Below are 15,854 nucleotides of genomic sequence, written 5' to 3'. Positions count from 1 at the left end.
GTGCCTGGCTATTCGACCGTCACCGACTTCGCGAGGTTCCTCGGCTTGTCGACGTCGCAGCCGAGCTGCAGCGCGAGTTCGCGGGCGAGCATCTGCAGCGGCACGACCGCTTCGAGCGGACCCCACGGCGCGGTCGACGCACCCCAGGCCAGTCCACCCGAGCCGCGGCCGGCGAGCGCGGGGATGTCGGAGCCCTCGCCGCCGATCGTGATGACGAACCCGCCACGGGCCCGGACCTCGGCGATGTTCGCCTGCATCCGGTGCTCGCCGTGGTCGACGACGACCACGGGGGTGCCCTCGTCGACGAGCGCGAGCGGGCCGTGCTTGAGCTCGCCGGCCGGGTACGCCTCGGCCCACCGGTAGCTGAGCTCCTTGAGCTTCAGTGCCCCCTCCGCCGCGTACGCCAGACCGGGCCCGCGTCCGAGGAAGAGGAAGCCGGAGGCCTCGCGCACGCTCGACACCAGCAGGGGGATGCGTTCGGCCGCCACCGCGGCGGCGTGCTCCACCCGTGTGGGCAGGTCCGACAGCTCGGCGACGAGGGCCGCCGCCCGGGTCGGCTCGATGCGACCCGACGCGACCATGGCCGAGATCACCGCGGCGACGCCCACGACGACCTGCGCCGTGAACGTCTTCGTCGCCGCGACCCCGACCTCCGGGCCGGCGTGGCAGTCGAGGACCGCGTCTGCCCGACGGGCGAGCGACGAGTGCAGGTTGTTCGTCAGGGCGAGCACCGGGTGCCGGTCGTCGAACCGGTCGAGCGCCCGCAGCACGTCGGCGGTCTCGCCGGACTGGCTGATCGCCACCACGAGCGTGCCGGCGCCGAGCACGGCCTGGTCGGCCTCGCTCGCTACCACGATGTCGGTCGGGACCCCGCCGATCCCGCGGAGCGCGGTCGCGATGACGTGCCCGGCGTTGAGCGACGTGCCACACGCGACGACCGCCAACCGGTGGAAGCCCGGCAGCCCGAGCCCGATCCACATGCTGCCGTCCGCGGCGCGCCGGGCGACCCGCTCGAGGATCGACGCGACGACCGCCGGCTGCTCCTCGATCTCCTTCGCCATGTGGTCCGGGTGGTCGCCGAGCTCGAGCGCGGCGGCGGCGAACGGCGACGGCGTCGGGAACGGCACCGCGACCGCGACACCCCGCGACGACCACGCCCAGGCCTCCCCGAGCTCGACCACGTCGCCGTCCCGGAGCGCCACGAAGGTCTCGCACCACTCGGCGATCGCCCCCACGTCGCTCGCCACGAAGTCGCCCCGCGCCGACCGTGCGACCACGAGCGGGGACCGGTCGGCGGCGACGACCATCCGGCCGTCCCGCGCGTCCAGCACGACGATCGCCCACGACCCCTCGAGCTGCGCCGTCGCGATCTGCACGGCGAGCATCAGGTCCGGGTCCACCGCCAGCGCCCGCTCGACGAGGTGCGCGATGACCTCGGAGTCGACGTCGGAGCGGAACACGTGACCCTGCTGCTCGAGCCGGGCCCGCAGCACGTCCGCGTTCTCCACGATCCCGTTGTGCACGACGCTGATCCGACGCGAGCAGTCGGCGTGCGGGTGGGCGTTCGCCTCGCGGACGGCGCCGTGCGTGGCCCAGCGGGTGTGCCCGATGCCGACGCCGGTCAGGGCGTCCCCGGAGCGTGCCGCGACCAGGGTGCGCAGGTCGCCCACGCGGGACACGGACCGGATGGTCTCGGTCCCGCCGGACGCCGTCCGCACCGCGATCCCGGCGGAGTCGTACCCCCGGTACTCGAGTCGTTCGAGGCCGTCGAGCAGGTAGGGGCTCACGTCGTCACTGACACGGGCCGCGATGATGCCGCACATCGGCTGTCCCTTCGGGCTGGGAGGTGGGGTGGTGCTCGGGGGGAGGAGCGGCACCGACCGCCGTCGGGTCAGCCGCGCGCTCGGTCCGCCGGCCGAGGGCCGACGCCCGTCCGCGGATCAGGCGGGGACGGACGGCGGCGATCTCGGACCGACGGTTCGGGTACCGAACGGGGTACCGCGGACGGGCCCCGGGAGGGGCACGGCGGTCGGTGCAGGAGAAGCCTCACCCGGCCGCGGGACGACGGCAACAGCCGGTGCCCGCTCTTGCGGTTCCCCGCGCAGCCGGGGCACCGCGCGTGCGGCCCTGCGGTCTTCCGCAACCGGTCCGACCGTGCGTCGCCCTGACCGGAAGGCGCGCAGACGGGAGGCCCGGTACCAGCTGGTACCGGGCCTCCCGTCCGTCAGGTGGTCGCGTCGGCGACCGGTGGTCACCGGAGCGCGCGAGCCGCGCGCTCAGGTGAGCAGCGCGACCAGGTGGGAGCGCGACCGCGCTCCGACCTTGCGGTAGATCTGCGTCAACCGCAGCTCCACCGTGCGCTGCGACATGAACAGCGACGACGCGATCTCGCGGTTCCGGTACCCCTCGGTGACCTTCTGCACGACCGCACGCTCCTCGGCCGTCAGCGAGGTCAGCACCGCCGACGCGTCGGGCGCACTCCGCGGCGTGCCGGGAGCCGACAGCACGGAACCGGACCGCTGCGACGACGGCGCACCGAAGGCCGGCATCGCGACCGTCGGGGCGGGCGTCGCGAGGGGACGCCGGAGACCGGCAGCCTCGTACGCCGCCGCGGCCGCCGCACCGAGCCGCGGACGCTCCGTCGGGGTGCCGACGGCCGCCAGGGCCGCGAACGTCCGGGCCCGCTCGAACTGCGAGTCGTGCGGCTGGAACAGCTCCAGCGCCCGACGACGCGAGGTCTCACGGGTGGTGTCGTCCGCCACCAGGGCGAGGCTCCTGGCGAGCACCAGGGCTCCCCAGCGCGACGGGCGGGCGTGGTGGTCGGCAGCGAGCCGTGCGGTGGCCGCACGGGCGTCGTCGGTCCGGCCGAGCCGCACGTACGCCTCCACCAGGTCGCCGAGGTGCCGGAGCACCGCCGGGTTCCGCAGCGGTCGCGCGATGGCGTCGGCGGCCTCCAGGGCCACCGCAGCCTCCTCGATCCGACCGTCGAGCAGCAGGACCTGGCCTCGGAGGGCGTGCAGCTTCGCCGTCGCACCCCACAGCCGCACGGTGGACCGCTGCGTCAGGCACCGGTCGAGGACGTCGAGCGCCTCCGACGAACGACCCTCCGCGAAGTGCCGCCACGCGATCGCGATCACCCGCGAGGGCTCACGCAGCCGCTCCGACGACGCCGAACCGGCCTCCCACACGTCGATCGCACGGAGCGCCTGCCGGAAGTTCCCGGAGCGCACCTCGTTCTCGGCGGACAGGTAGCGGGCGGCCTCGGTCCACACCGGAGCCGTCTGCGGCCCACGGGCCAGCACGAGCGCGAACACCCGACGGGCACTGCGGTACCGCTCACCGAGGCTCAGCGCGTGCGCCAGCAGGAGCAGCGCCGGGTCGGACAGTCGCTGCAGCTCGTGCGCCGCGAGGCCGTCGTGCAGCTCGGCGTCCGCCGGCAGGCTGCCGTCCACCGCGGCGATGAGCTCGCGCGCGGCGGTCGTCATCTCCCGGGTGTGCTCCGACGCCGACGCCTGCAGCGGCTCGGCACGGGTGAGGAGGTCACGGGCCTGGTCGAGCTCCCACACCTCCGCACGGAAGCACGCCACCATCGCCAGCAGGCCCGCGACGGCGTCCGCCTCGACCGGGTCGTCCAGGTCCGTCGGGACGAGCAGCTCGTCCGCGTGCACCGCGTCACCGCTCAGGAACTCCACCGAGTACTGCAGCCGGAGCCGCCGGACCTCGGTCGCCGTGGCACGGAACGGCCGGATCGCCGCCAGGTACCGCGCCGCGAAGCCGAGCAGACGGTTCGCGAGCATCAGCTCGGCCACGCCGAGCAGCGCCTCGTGCTCGTCGTCCGCGCCGCCGCCGACGAGGAGCGCACGCTCGGTGAGCGCGATCGCCGCGTCGGTGTCGCCGTCCACGACGTACGACCGGGCCGCACGGAGCAACGCGACCGCGTCCGGGACGTCGTCGACGAAGCTCGCGTGCCAGGCAGCGGCACGCGGGTCGGTGTCGGCGCTCGCCGCGGCCAGCTCGGTGTGGGCGGTCCGTCGCGCACGGGACGGCATCCGCCAGTACACGGACGACCGGACGAGCGGGTTGCGGACCGTGACGGCCTGCCCCCGCACGGTGACGAGGCCCGCGTCGGCGAGGTCGTCCACGGCGTCGCGGTCCCAGCCGGCGATGCGCGCCGTGGGGACGAGCGCGAGCCGGGCGAGGACGTCCAGATCGCGTCCCGCAGCGGCGTCGAGCTCGACCGCGGCGATGGCCTCGGTCGTCTGGGTGGGGCGGAGCGGCAGCACGAGCGGCTCGGTGCCACTGAGCTGTCCGCGGGAGAGGACGGCGAGCTGTTCGCGCAGGGCGCCCGGGTTGCCCCCGGTCTCCTGTGCGAGCACGGCGAGCACGCCCTCGTTCGCATCGTCCGGTGCCATCTCGCGGGCGAGGGCGAGCGAGTCGTCCACGCCGAGCGGTTCCAGGCGAAGCGCCGGGAGCGCGGCGAGCGGACCGTCGGCGGGGACGGTGCGCACGGTGGCGACGACCCGCAGCGCGGTGCCGGCGAGACGCCCGGCGAGGAACGCGATGAGCTCCTGGCTCTCCTCGTCCATCCGGTCGAGGTCGTCGATGAGGACGACCGTCGGCGGCAGGGTGAGGGTGTGCACGGCCTCGAGGAAGTCGTGCGCGGCCGCCAGACCGGCACGGTCGGCCACCGCCTGGCCGGTGGCACCGGCCTGCAGGAGGTGGGCGATGTGCGCGGTGGCGCGGGGATCGTCCAGCGCGGTGAACAGGGCGGTCACGCCGGCCAGGGGCCAGCGGGACTCAGATCCGTTCACCCCGACGCGGACGACGGGGAGGGAGACGCGGTTCGCGACCGCGTCGAGGACGCTGCTGCGTCCGGAACCAGGGTCGCCGACGACGACCATCGCGGACTCCCGGGGGAGCACTGCGAGGGTCGCGATCCGGTCGACCTCGAGACGGCGACCGGTGAGTGCCATGACTCACCGGCCTCCGGGTCCGGAGACGGATGCTGCGACGGACGGGCGCGCGGAGGCGGACCGGTTCCGGGCACGGAGGGAAGCCGCGCGGTCGACCGGTCGTGAAGGAGCTTCGTGGTTGGGATGCGGACGACGAGTGAGGGTGCACTCGGTTCCGCTCGGGAACGATGATGTCATCGTCTGTATCACCCCTCGGGTTAGGGTCTTCGACGAACTGACGTCAGGTGCGGTGGTGAACCGGATCTAGGGAATCCGAGACGTCTCCTGACCTGGCGTCGACATGACAGTAACCCAGGTCAGGCCCGGGTGGACCGGTCGTGCGCGAAGTGGTCGTGCCTCCCGTGTCCCCAGTCCGGGGGGACTCCCTGCCGCCGGTCCGGTCCTCCGAACGGCGGACCCGATCCTCGCCGGGGGACACGCGCGATCCCCGTGTCCGCGCGGATCGCGATGGGGTCCACCCCGCGACTCGAGCGACCGGGGTACAAGGGCGGTCGTTGCCGCGCGACCATCGGGGGACACCCGTGTCGTCGTCGATGGCCCGCGGTGGAGTGCACGGCGCAGCGTCAGCCCGACCTCGAACCGGTGTCGGTGAGTCCTGGCGCGCCTCCCGGACAGGCGGTCCCGTGGATCAGCGGCGGACGACGTCCACGACGGCGTCGTGCACGAGGCCGTTCGTGGCGAGGGCGCTGCCGTGCCACGGGCCCGGCTCACCGTCCAGGGACGTGAACCGACCACCGGCCTCCTCGACGATCGGCACGAGCGCGGCGATGTCCCACGGCTTCAGGTCGGGTTCGCCGGCGACGTCGAGCACGCCCTCCGCCACCATCATGTAGGACCACATGTCGCCGTAGGCCCGCGTGCGCCAGACCTGCCGCGAGAGCGCCACGAGCGGCTCGAGCCGGCCGTCGTCGTCCCACTGCTGGATGCTGTTGTAGCTGATGCTCGCCTCGGAGAGCGACGCGACACCCGACACCCGGAGCGGCCCGTCGGGGGAGTGCGCCCCGAGGCCCTCGGCGGCCCACCAGCGCTTGCCGAGGGCGGGCGCGCTGACGACGCCGAGGACCGGTCGGCCGTCCACGGCGAGGGCGATGAGCGTGGCCCACACCGGGACGCCGCGCAGGTAGTTCGCGGTGCCGTCGATCGGGTCCACGACCCACTGCCGGTGCCCCGAGCTGACGGCCGCGGTGCCGGCGTCGGCCGTGGTCTCCTCGCCGAGGAACGCGTCGTCCGGCCGTTCGGCCGCGAGTCGCTCGCGGAGCGCCCGTTCGACCGCCTGGTCGGCGTCGGTGACGTGCGTGCTGTCGGCCTTGCGGGACACGTGCAGGTCGGCGGCACGGAACCGCTCGAGGCTGATGGCGTCGGCGGTGTCGGCGAGGGAGCGGGCGAAGTCGAGGTCGGCGCTGAGGTCCACGCGACGAGCGTAGCGGTCGCGCACCGGGCGACTCGGGACGGCTCGGGTCGGCCCGGGTCGGCTCGGGTCGGCTCGGGCCGGCTCAGGCCGCGACGACCTCGGCTTCCTCGTCCGCGGTGACCGTGCGTTCGCGGGCGATCCGGGTGCGTCGGGCCACCAGGCCGTGCACCACGATGCAGAGCACGACGGCGACGACGAACCACGCTCCGAGGGTGGCGACGGGGCGAACGAGCGAGGCGCCCGGGAAGTACAGCAGGTCCTGTGCCGCCCGGAGCCACGCGGCACCGCTCCAGAAGGTGTTCAGGGCGGCGAAGAACCCGGGCTGGAACGCCGGCTGGAAGATGCCGCCCGAGCTCGTGAAGTTGAGCATCACGAACAGCATCGTCAGGATCGGGGTCGTCCAGCGACCGAGGACCGGGTGCAGACCGACGCCGAGCGCCACGATCACGGCGTCGTAGAGCCATGCGACGAGGAACACCTCCCACCGGTGGGTCGTCACGATGCCGTACACGGGGCCGGCGATCACGACCCCGATCGCCGCGACGACCGCCGAGGTCGCCGCTCCCACGATCGAGGTCCAGACCGGACGGAGCCGCGCGGCGACACCGGCGACGGCGATGGCGGACGCGTAGCCGCCGACGCTCAGGCCGACGAGGAGGAAGAAGAGCCCCTGACCGGTCGTGTCCTGGTCGCCCGCGCGGACCACGTCGACGACACGGAACGGCAGGTGCTGCTCGTACGCGATCGGCAGGAAGACCTTCTGCGCGGCGCTCGCGGTCGTCTCCGAGGCCGCCGTCGAGACGTAGAGCGTGGCCGCGGTGCTCGTCGGCGCGTAGACGGCGGCGAGCTCGCGGTCGCGCACCTGCTGCTCGGCCCGCTCGGTGTCGCGGACGACGTGGGCGACGAGGGCGCCGTCGGAGCGGTCGGTGACCGTCTGGGCGAACACCTGCGTCGCCGGGGCCTGACCGACGATGCCGACGGGCAGGTCGTGCGGCGTGGGGGCGTGGAAGGCGCCCAGGTACGCCAGCCCCATGCCGGCCGCGAGGAACAGCGGGATGAGGACGTGCGAGCCGAAGGTCGCGAGCACACGGCCGAGCCCGGCAGGTCGGAGGATCCCGGACGCGGACGGGCGGCGGTGCGGACGGGCGGGGGCGTGGATGGCGGCGTGGGCAGCGGACGAGCCGTGACCGCCCGAGGGGCCGTGATCGGCCGGCGCGGTGTGCTCGGCCGACGGCGCGTGATCGGCCGATGCGGCGTGCTCGGCCGATGCGGCGTGCTCGGTGGACGGTGCACGCCCGGTGGACGGGGCGTCGGCCACGGCGGTCGACCCTAAGTTGTACTTTGCAACTTCAGACACGAGGGGCAAGGGTACACCCGCCACGCCCGGACGCGTGCCGTCACTCCTGCCCGGGGTCCTCCGCGCCCATGCCGGTCAGCAGCGCCCGGAAGGAGTCGAGCCGCTCGACCCCTGTCGGCCCGAGCTCACCCGCAGCCACCCGGTCGACGATCTCCCAGTCGTGCGCCTGCGACAGCGGGATCCCGTCGGCGGGCTCGCGCACCGGCACCGCGTGGGCCGCGAACGCCCGGAAGACGTTCGCCGGGTCGACGTGCCCGAGCCCGAACGACCGGACGCCCGGGGTGTCGATGATCCAGCCGCCGTCCCGCACCCGGAGGGCGATCGACGACGACGACGTGTGCCGCCCCCGGCCGGTGACGGCGTTGACGTGTCCGGTCGCACGGGTCGCCCCCGTGATCGCGTTGACGAGCGTCGACTTGCCGACCCCGGAGTGCCCGACCGTCACCGTGACGCGGTCGTCGAGGACCTCGTGCAGCGCGTCGAACGGGACGTCGTCCGACCGGCTCGTGACGATCCGCAGGTCGAGGCAGGCGAAGTGCGCGAGGAACGGACCGGGATCGGCGAGGTCGGTCTTCGTGATGCAGAGGATCGGGTCGAGCCCGGCGTCGAACGCCGCGACGAGGTACCGGTCGACGAGCCGTGTCCGGGGTTCGGGGTCGGCCGCGGCGACGACGACGAGCATCTGGTCCGCGTTCGCGACGATGACGCGCTCGACCTCGTCGGTGTCGTCGGCACTGCGGCGGAGCAGGGTGGTGCGGTCGGCGACCTTCACGATCCGCGCGAGCGACCCCGGCTCACCGGAGGTGTCGCCGACGAGCGACACGTGGTCGCCGGTGACGACCGACTTCTTGCCGAGCTCGCGCGCCTTCGTCGCCGTGATCACCCGCTCGTCGCCGTCACCGCGCACGAGCACTCCGAAGCGTCCGCGGTCGACGTTGGTCACCCAGCCGGCGGTCGCGTCCTCGTGCGTCGGACGGACCTTCGTGCGCGGCCGGTTGCCCTTCGGGTTCGGTCGGATCCGGACCCTCGACTCGTACTGCCCGTACGGCTCGTCGTCGTCCGGGTCGTCGCCGTCGACGTCGTCCCACCAGCTCACGGGGTCACCCGTCCGTCCCGGTCGGGGTGCCGTCGGCGAGACCGGTCCCGCCGGACGTGGCGACGAGGTCGGCCCACAGCTCGGGGAACTGCGGCAGCGTCTTGGCGGTCGAGCCGATGTCGTCGACGGCGACGCCGTCGACGACGAGGCCCACGACGGCTCCGGCGGTCGCCATCCGGTGGTCGTCGTACGCGGCCCACGCCGCGCCGTGGAGCCGAGCCGGCTCGATCCGGAGGCCGTCGTCGAGTTCGTGCACCGCGCCTCCCGTCCGGTTCAGGTCCGCCGCCAGCGCGGCGAGCCGGTCCGTCTCGTGCCCGCGGAGGTGTCCGATCCCGGTGATCTCGCTCGGCTCGGAGGCGAGCGCGGCCAGCGCGACGAGCGCGGGGGCGAGTTCGCCGCCGCGGCTCAGGTCGAGCTGCACGCCGGGCAGGGAGGCGCCGCCCGCCACCCCGACGCCGCCGTCGAACACGAGGTCGTCGCCGTCCCGCGTGACGGTCGCGCCCCACAGCGGCAACAGCGTCTCGAGGTCGGCACCGACCTGGGTCGTCGCCGTCGGCCAGGTGCGGATGCGGACCGTGCCACCCGCCACGAGTGCGGCGACCGCGAACGGCGCCGCGTTCGACAGGTCGGGCTCGATGGTCACGTCGCGTGCCCCGATCGACCCGGGGTGGACGACCCACTCGCCGACGGCGGGCTCGTCGACGCGGACGCCGCGGGCGCGGAGGGCCGCGACCGTCATCTCGATGTGCGGCAGGCTCGGCAGCCGGTCGCCGTCGTGGGTGAGGTGCAGGCCCTCGGTGAAGCGCGGCGCCGAGAGCAGCAGGCCGGAGACGAACTGCGAGGACGCGGACGCGTCGATCGTGAGCGATCCGCCGCGGACGGCCCCGGTGCCCGTGAACGAGAACGGCATCGCGCCGCCGCCGTCGTCGGTCACGTCCACCCCGAGGTCGACGAGTGCGCGGATGATCGCGCCCATCGGGCGCTTGCGGGCGTACGGGTCGCCGTCGACCGTGACCGGCCCGGTGGCGAGGGCGGCGAGCGGGGGCAGGAAGCGCATCACGGTGCCGGCGAGGCCGCAGTCGACGCGGACGTCGCCGTGCATCGGTGCCGGAGTGATCCGGAGGTCGGGCCCGTACGGGTTCTGGGCACCGGGCCTGCCGTCGGGACCGGGGGCCGGGACCACCTCGTCGATGCCCACACCGAGCTGGCGGAGCGCCGCGACCATGAGCGCCGAGTCGCGGGAGTGCAGGGGCAACCGGATGGTCGACGGGCCGTCGGCGAGGGCCGCGAGCACGAGCTCCCGGTTGGTCAGCGACTTGGAGCCGGGCAGCGCCACGTCGCCGCGGAGCGGACCCCGGGCACGCGGGGCGGTCCAGGGCGCGGGGGCCTGGTGGGAATGCGTCGTGGCAGCCATCGGTTCACCAGGGTACTGAATCCACCGGGAGGACCATTGGCGACAGCAACCCTGACGCGCGAGCGGGCGCACCTGCCCGTCGTGGTCACCACGCTCGGCCTAGACTCGGCCGTGATGACCACCGACGAACCGCAGGCAGCACCACACGACCTGGTCGAGGAGACCGAGGCGCAGCTCGACGCGGTGCAGGACGAGGACGAGGTCCTCGCCGACGAGACCACCGTGTCGGAAGCCGAGCTGCGCGACCTGTTCGAGTCGCAGGCGCTGCCGTTCATGGACCAGCTGTACGGCGCGGCGATGCGGATGACCCGCAATCCGGCCGACGCGTCCGACCTGGTGCAGGAGACGTTCGTCAAGGCGTTCGCGGCCTTCCGGCAGTTCCGGCAGGGCACGAACCTCAAGGCCTGGCTGTACCGCATCCTGACGAACACGTTCATCAACACGTACCGCAAGAACCAGCGGAACCCGTACCAGGGCACGATCGACGAGCTCGAGGACTGGCAGCTCGGTGGCGCGGAGAGCGTCACGCAGTCGATCTCGGCGCGTTCGGCCGAGGCGGACGCCATCGACCACCTGCCCTCGTCGGCGGTGAAGGACGCGCTGCAGGCGATCCCCGAGGACTTCCGGATGGCCGTGTACTTCGCGGACGTCGAGGGGTTCTCCTACCAGGAGATCGCCGACATCATGAAGACCCCCGTGGGCACGGTCATGAGCCGTCTCCACCGAGGCCGCCGACTCCTGCGGGGGCTGCTGGCGGAACACGCACGAGAGACCGGCATCGTCCCGGACGCAGCGTCGACGGCGACGATGCGCGGGCGGGGTCGGAAGGCCACCGCGGCCGCTGGTCGCGCTGAAGGGAAGGACGCACGATGAGCGGCTGCGACTGCTCGAAGGCGAAGGCGGAGCTCGAGGAGTTCCTGCACGGCGAGCTCTGCCGCGAGGACGCCGCGGACATCCGCGAGCACATGGAGCACTGCGACGACTGCACGTCGGAGCACCGCGTCGGGGTCGTCCTCATCGAGACCGTCCGTCGTGCGTGCAAGGAGACGGCGCCGGAGCAGCTGCGGGCCGAGGTCCTCGCCCGCATCCGCGTGGAGCAGGCGACGCACTAGTCCGACGGACCGGGCCGGCGTGCTGCGTGCACGCTCATCCAGCGTGTCGTCACACGTCGCCCGTGCTCGGTAGGGTCGCGGCATGACCCTTGCTGTCGAGTCCGTCACCTCCTGGTCCGATGCCGACGTCGCCGACGTCACCGCCCTCGTCCGGCTCCTCGGACACGAGGTCGAACCGTCGGGGATGCGGGCCCGGCTCGAGCGGCTCACGCCGGCGGCCGGTCACCGCACCTGGTTGGTGCGCGGTGACGACGGCCGGGTCGCGGCCGTCGCGGGAGCGCAGGTGACGTGGGCGTACGTCGCGGACGAGCCGACGGCGCAGCTGCTCCTGCTCGTCGTGGACGACTCGGCCAGGAGGCGCGGCACCGGTTCGGCGCTCCTCGGCACGTTCGAGACGTGGGCGGCCGAGCAGGGTGCGCGTCGGCTCAGTGCCGTCAGTGCGGCTGCGACGGACAGCGCGCACCGGTTCTACCAGAAGCGCGGGTACCACGAGGCCGGGGTCCGGTACACCCGCATCGCCTGAGCGCGAGCTGCGCGGCGCCCGCCTCGCGCGGGCGCGGCGTTCCGCCGCGTGGCCTTCGCGCCGCGTGGCGTTCGCGCCCCCGTGGTGGACACCGCGCCCCGTCTCTGCGGGGCGCGGTGTCCACCACGAGGTGCCGTGCTCGGTCGGGCGCCGCGTGGCGTGGGCCCGACCGAGCAGCCGGCTAGCCGAGTGCCGTGCGGATGACCTCGGCGGCTTCCTGGGCCGAGCGCTTCGACGACCCCGTGGCCGGAGCCGCACTGGCCGGACGCGATGCCACCGACAGCGGACGGCCCTGCAGGTGCGGGGAGAGGTTCATGCACACGAACGGCCAGGCACCCTGGTTCTCCGGCTCCTCCTGCGCCCAGACGACCTCGGCCTCCGGGTACCCGGCGAGCACCTCGAGGATGCGGTCCAGGGGCAGCGGGGCGAGCTGCTCGAGCCGCACGAGGGCGACGTCGTCGCGCCCGGACTTCTCGGCCTCGGCCCGGAGGTCGTGGTGGACCTTGCCGGAGTGCAGCACCACGCGGCGCACGGCGGCGCGGTCGAGCTGCCGGTCGTCGTCGATGACCTCCTGGAAGGTGCCGGTCGTGAACGCCTCCACCGGGCTCGTGGCCTGCCGGAGCCGGAGCATTGCCTTCGGGGAGAAGACGATGAGCGGCTTCTGCGGACGCTCCCACGCCTGACGCCGGAGCAGGTGGAAGTACGACGCCGGCGTCGATGGCCGGGCGATCACCATGTTGTCCTCGGCGAAGAGCTGCAGGTACCGCTCGATGCGCGCCGAGGAGTGGTCCGGCCCCTGGCCCTCGTAGCCGTGGGGGAGCAGGAGGACGAGGCCGGAGCGCTGCCCCCACTTCTGCTCGGCGGACGAGATGAACTCGTCGATGACCGTCTGGGCGCCGTTGGCGAAGTCGCCGAACTGCGCCTCCCAGAGCACGAGTGCCTCGGGCCGCTCGACCGAGTAGCCGTACTCGAACGCCATCGCGGCGTACTCGCTCAGCAGCGAATCGTAGATGGTGAAGCGGGCCTGGTCCTCGGTGAGGTTCGCGAGGGGGAGCCACTCCTGGCCGTTCGCGCGGTCGTGGAAGACGGCCTGCCGCTGGACGAAGGTGCCGCGCCGGGCGTCCTGTCCGGCGAGTCGCACCGGCTTCCCCTCGACGAGGACCGAGCCGATCGCGATGAGTTCCGCCATCGCCCAGTCGATGCCGCCGTTCCGGGTCATGTCGGTGCGCTTGGACAGGAGCTGCTGCAGCTTCGGGTGGATGGAGAACCCGGCGGGCGGGTTGCTGTGCGCGTCGCCGACCGCGCGGACGAGGTCCTCGGAGACGGCGGTCTCGTGCACGTCGTTCTCGGAGTCGTCGCGCTGCGCGGTCGGACGCTCGAGGCCGTTCACCGCGCCGTCGTCGTCGCCCGTGATCACCGGGATGGTGCCGGTCTGCGCCTCGTGCGTCTCCGCGAACGCGCGCTCCAGACGGTCCTGGAAGTCGCGGTGCGCCTCGTCGTACTCCTCCTGCGTGATGTCGCCGCGACCGACGAGCGCCTCGGTGTACAGGGTGCGGACGGAGCGCTTGGCCTCGATGAGGTTGTACATGAGCGGCTGCGTCATCGACGGGTCGTCGCCCTCGTTGTGGCCGCGGCGGCGGTAGCAGACGAGGTCGATGACGACGTCGCGGTGGAACTCCTCGCGGTAGGCGAAGGCGAGCTCGGCGACGCGCGCCACGGCCTCGGGGTCGTCGCCGTTCACGTGGAAGATCGGCGCCTGGATCGTCTTCGCGACGTCGGTGGAGTACACCGAGGTCCGAGCCGACTCCGGCGGCGTGGTGAACCCGACCTGGTTGTTGATCACCAGGTGGACCGTGCCGCCCGTGCGGTAGCCGCGCAGCTGCGACATCTGGAGGGTCTCGACGACGACGCCCTGGCCGGCCATGGCCGCGTCGCCGTGCACGAGCACGGGGAGGACGTCGGTCGAGCCGGGAGCCTGCTTGTCCTGCTTCGCCCGGACGATGCCCTCGAGCACGCCGTCGACCGCCTCGAGGTGCGACGGGTTCGCGGCGATGGTCACCGGGATGCTCGTGCCGTCGCTCGCGCGGAAGACGCCCTCGGTGCCGACGTGGTACTTCACGTCGCCCGAACCCTGGCCCGACACGGCACCCGGCAGCGACGAGCCCTCGAACTCGCGGAAGATCTGCCCGTAGGTCTTGCCGGCGATGTTCGTCAGCACGTTCAGGCGACCGCGGTGCGCCATGCCGATCGCGACCTCGCGGAGCCCGGCGCCGGCCGCGTGCTGGATGAGCGTGTCGAGGAAGGCGATCGTCGACTCGCCGCCCTCGAGCGAGAACCGCTTCTGCCCGACGTACTTCGTCTGCAGGAAGGTCTCGAACGCCTCGGCCTCGTTGAGCTTGCCGAGGACGCGGAGCTGCTCGTCCTTCGACGGCTTCGCGTACGGCACCTCGATCCGGGACTGCACCCAGCGGCGCTGCTCCGGGTCCTGGATGTGCATGTACTCGATGCCCGTGGTCCGGCAGTAGGCGTCGCGGAGGATGCCGAGCACGTCCCGCAACGGCGCGGTGGTCGTGCCGGCCAGGCCGCCGGTGACGAACTCGCGGTCGAGGTCCCAGAACGTCAGCCCGTGGCTCTCGATCTCGAGGTCGGGGTGCGTGCGCTGCCGGTACTCGAGCGGGTCGATGTCCGCCATCAGGTGCCCGCGGACGCGGAAGCTGTTGATGAGCTCCTGCACCCGGGCGGTCTTGTTGACGCGGTGCGCGAGGTCGACGTTGATGTCGTTCGCCCACTGGATCGGCTTGTACGGGATGCGGAGCGCGGCGAAGATGCCCTCGTAGAAGCCGTGCCCGCCGATGAGCCGCTCGTGCACCTTCTTCAGGTACTCGCCGGATCCCGCGCCCTGGATGACACGGTGGTCGTAGGTGCTCGTCAGCGTGATCGTCTTGCCGATGCCGAGCTCGACGAGCGTCTTCTCCGCGGAGCCCTGGAACTGCGCCGGGTACTCGAGCGCGCCGGCACCGATGATGCAGCCCTGGCCCTTGGTGAGCCGCGGCACCGAGTGCACCGTGCCGATGCCGCCCGGGTTGGTGAGCGAGATCGTCGTGCCCTGGAAGTCGGCGGGGGTGAGCTTGTTGTCCCGGGCACGCTTGACGAGGTCCTCGTAGGCGGCGAGGAACTGCCCGAACGTCAGGGTCTCCGCGCGCTTGATGCTCGGGACGAGGAGGGAGCGGGTGCCGTCCTTCTTCGGGACGTCGATGGCGATGCCGAGGCCGACGTGCGCGGGCTCCACCACGAACGGCTTGCCGTCGCGCTCCTCGTAGAAGACGTTCTGGCTCGGGAACTCCTGCAGCGCCTGGACCATCGCCCACCCGATCAGGTGCGTGAACGAGATCTTGCCGCCGCGTGCCCGACGCAGGTGGTTGTTGATGACGATGCGGTTGTCGATCATCAGCTTCGCGGGGATCGTGCGGACGCTCGTCGCGGTGGGGACGGTGAGCGAGGCGTCCATGTTCGACGCCAGGGTCTTCGCCATGCCCCGGAGCGGGGTCGCCACGTCCTCGTGGGTCTCCTCGTGCTCGTCGGCGGCGTCGTTGGCCTCGGCCGGGATGGGCTGCGGAGCGGGCTGCCGCGAGGTGGTCCTGGCCTGGATCGGGCCGGACTTCGCCTCTGCCGGGGCGTCACCGGTGGCGGGCTGCTGCGTGCTCGACTGGGTGGTCGGGGCGGTGCCGGACGGAGCGGGGGCGGTCTGCGCGGGGTCGGCCTGCGCTGCCGGAGCCTGCCCGGTCTGCGAGCGGTGGAACTTCTCGAGGACCGGCCACCACGACTCGTCGACCGAGGTCTTGTCCGCGACGAACTGCTCGTAGAGCTCGTCGACGAGCCACTCGTTGGCCCCGAAGTCGCCCGCGGTCTCGTCAGTTCCGGTCAGATGGCTCGACACAGCCGATCGCCCACTCTCCGTCGATAGATGC

At 72.9% G+C, this 15,854-nt stretch carries 10 protein-coding genes; 3 read left to right on the top strand and 7 right to left on the bottom strand.

The annotated features are described in order from the left end of the window. Nucleotides 1-8: 8 nt before the first annotated feature. The 6 genes from glmS to aroA form a co-directional block, all read right to left on the bottom strand. Nucleotides 9-1,823, bottom strand: coding sequence for a glutamine--fructose-6-phosphate transaminase (isomerizing) (gene glmS, locus Csp2054_RS11960; RefSeq protein WP_096899545.1), 1,815 nt, complete (start codon nt 1,821-1,823; stop codon nt 9-11). Between the two features lie 453 nt (nt 1,824-2,276). Further along, on the bottom strand, nt 2,277-4,973 hold the full coding sequence (locus Csp2054_RS11955) for an AAA family ATPase (RefSeq protein WP_096899544.1): 2,697 nt from the start codon (nt 4,971-4,973) through the stop codon (nt 2,277-2,279). Nucleotides 4,974-5,601: 628 nt separating this feature from the next. Further along, the gene (locus Csp2054_RS11950; protein ID WP_096899620.1) at nt 5,602-6,384 is read right to left on the bottom strand and encodes an inositol monophosphatase family protein; all 783 of its coding nucleotides are present in this window, start codon (nt 6,382-6,384) and stop codon (nt 5,602-5,604) included. 82 nt (nt 6,385-6,466) lie between these two features. Then, complete coding sequence (locus Csp2054_RS11945) at nt 6,467-7,741, bottom strand: hypothetical protein (RefSeq protein WP_141399250.1); 1,275 nt, start codon at nt 7,739-7,741, stop codon at nt 6,467-6,469. Nucleotides 7,742-7,781: 40 nt separating this feature from the next. Further along, nucleotides 7,782-8,837, bottom strand: coding sequence for a ribosome small subunit-dependent GTPase A (gene rsgA, locus Csp2054_RS11940; protein ID WP_096899542.1), 1,056 nt, complete (start codon nt 8,835-8,837; stop codon nt 7,782-7,784). Nucleotides 8,838-8,841: 4 nt separating this feature from the next. Next, nucleotides 8,842-10,251: a 3-phosphoshikimate 1-carboxyvinyltransferase gene (aroA, locus tag Csp2054_RS11935; protein ID WP_096899541.1), complete on the bottom strand. Its 1,410-nt coding sequence runs from the start codon at nt 10,249-10,251 to the stop codon at nt 8,842-8,844. Nucleotides 10,252-10,365: 114 nt separating this feature from the next. Here aroA and Csp2054_RS11930 point away from each other — a divergent pair, with 114 nt between their 5' ends. The 3 genes from Csp2054_RS11930 to Csp2054_RS11920 all read left to right on the top strand — a co-directional run bounded on the left by Csp2054_RS11930 (nt 10,366) and on the right by Csp2054_RS11920 (nt 11,886). Continuing rightward, nucleotides 10,366-11,124, top strand: coding sequence for a sigma-70 family RNA polymerase sigma factor (locus Csp2054_RS11930; RefSeq protein WP_096899540.1), 759 nt, complete (start codon nt 10,366-10,368; stop codon nt 11,122-11,124). Then, nucleotides 11,121-11,363 carry a zf-HC2 domain-containing protein gene (locus tag Csp2054_RS11925; protein WP_096899539.1) on the top strand — a complete coding sequence of 81 codons (243 nt, stop codon included), beginning with the start codon at nt 11,121-11,123 and terminating at the stop codon, nt 11,361-11,363. The genes Csp2054_RS11930 and Csp2054_RS11925 overlap by 4 nt, the downstream gene beginning before the upstream one ends. 82 nt (nt 11,364-11,445) lie before the next feature. Then, nucleotides 11,446-11,886, top strand: coding sequence for a GNAT family N-acetyltransferase (locus Csp2054_RS11920; protein ID WP_096899538.1), 441 nt, complete (start codon nt 11,446-11,448; stop codon nt 11,884-11,886). Nucleotides 11,887-12,067: 181 nt separating this feature from the next. Here the strand turns inward: Csp2054_RS11920 and Csp2054_RS11915 are convergent, their stop codons facing one another. Beyond that, nucleotides 12,068-15,823 carry a multifunctional oxoglutarate decarboxylase/oxoglutarate dehydrogenase thiamine pyrophosphate-binding subunit/dihydrolipoyllysine-residue succinyltransferase subunit gene (locus Csp2054_RS11915; protein ID WP_176491676.1) on the bottom strand — a complete coding sequence of 1,252 codons (3,756 nt, stop codon included), beginning with the start codon at nt 15,821-15,823 and terminating at the stop codon, nt 12,068-12,070. Between the last annotated feature and the right edge of the window lie 31 nt (nt 15,824-15,854).

The sequence above is a fragment of the Curtobacterium sp. 'Ferrero' genome, assembly GCF_002412165.1.
Lineage (GTDB): Bacteria > Actinomycetota > Actinomycetes > Actinomycetales > Microbacteriaceae > Curtobacterium.
This window is presented reverse-complemented; position numbering and strand designations above follow the sequence as displayed.